This is a genomic window from Streptomyces sp. WELS2 (assembly GCF_013870595.1).
In the GTDB taxonomy this organism is placed as follows: Bacteria; Actinomycetota; Actinomycetes; order Streptomycetales; family Streptomycetaceae; genus Streptomyces.
Genome location: NZ_JACBWZ010001390.1, coordinates 1 through 592, shown reverse-complemented (window position 1 = coordinate 592; position 592 = coordinate 1). Strand labels below are relative to the sequence as shown.

Annotated in this window: 1 protein-coding gene; it reads right to left on the bottom strand. The window is 71.3% G+C overall.

Annotation, left to right across the window (positions count from 1 at the left end; genetic code table 11):
- Positions 1-592 (bottom strand): ketoacyl-synthetase C-terminal extension domain-containing protein (locus H5J33_RS36545; protein WP_181798971.1); only part of this gene is annotated, 592 nt, incomplete at both ends.

Genomic DNA, 592 nt, shown 5'->3' with positions numbered 1-592 from the left:
CCGGAACAACGCCACCTCCAACGCGAACACCCCGCGCTGCGTGAACGACGTCTCCCCCAACACCCCCTCCCCGTCCTCGAACAACACCCCCACCGGCAACCCCAACAACCCACACACCTCATCCAACACCCGCGCGAACACCGGGAACACCTGATACAACCCCCGCCCCATCCCCACCCACTGACCACCCTGACCAGAGAACACGAACGCCGACTTGCCCGGGGTGGCAGTGCCCGTGACGATGCCGGGTCTTCCGTCGATCAGCGCGTCCAGGCCGGCCGGGTCCGTCAGCACGGCACGGTGGGCGAACCTCGCCCGCGCGGCAAGGTCCGCAGCCACCTCGGCCGGTGTGACCTCGGGGTGCTCGGTGAGGAACCCGCGCAGCCTGCGGGCCTGGTCACGCAGGGCCGCGTCCGACTTGGCCGACAGCAGCCAGGGCACCGGCACGACCGCCGCGGACTCGGGCGACGTCTCCTCGGCCGGTGCCTCCAGGATCACGTGCGCGTTGGTGCCGCTGATACCGAACGCCGACACACCGGCACGACGCGGACGCCCCGTCTCCGGCCACGGCCGGGCCTCGGTCAGCAGCGAG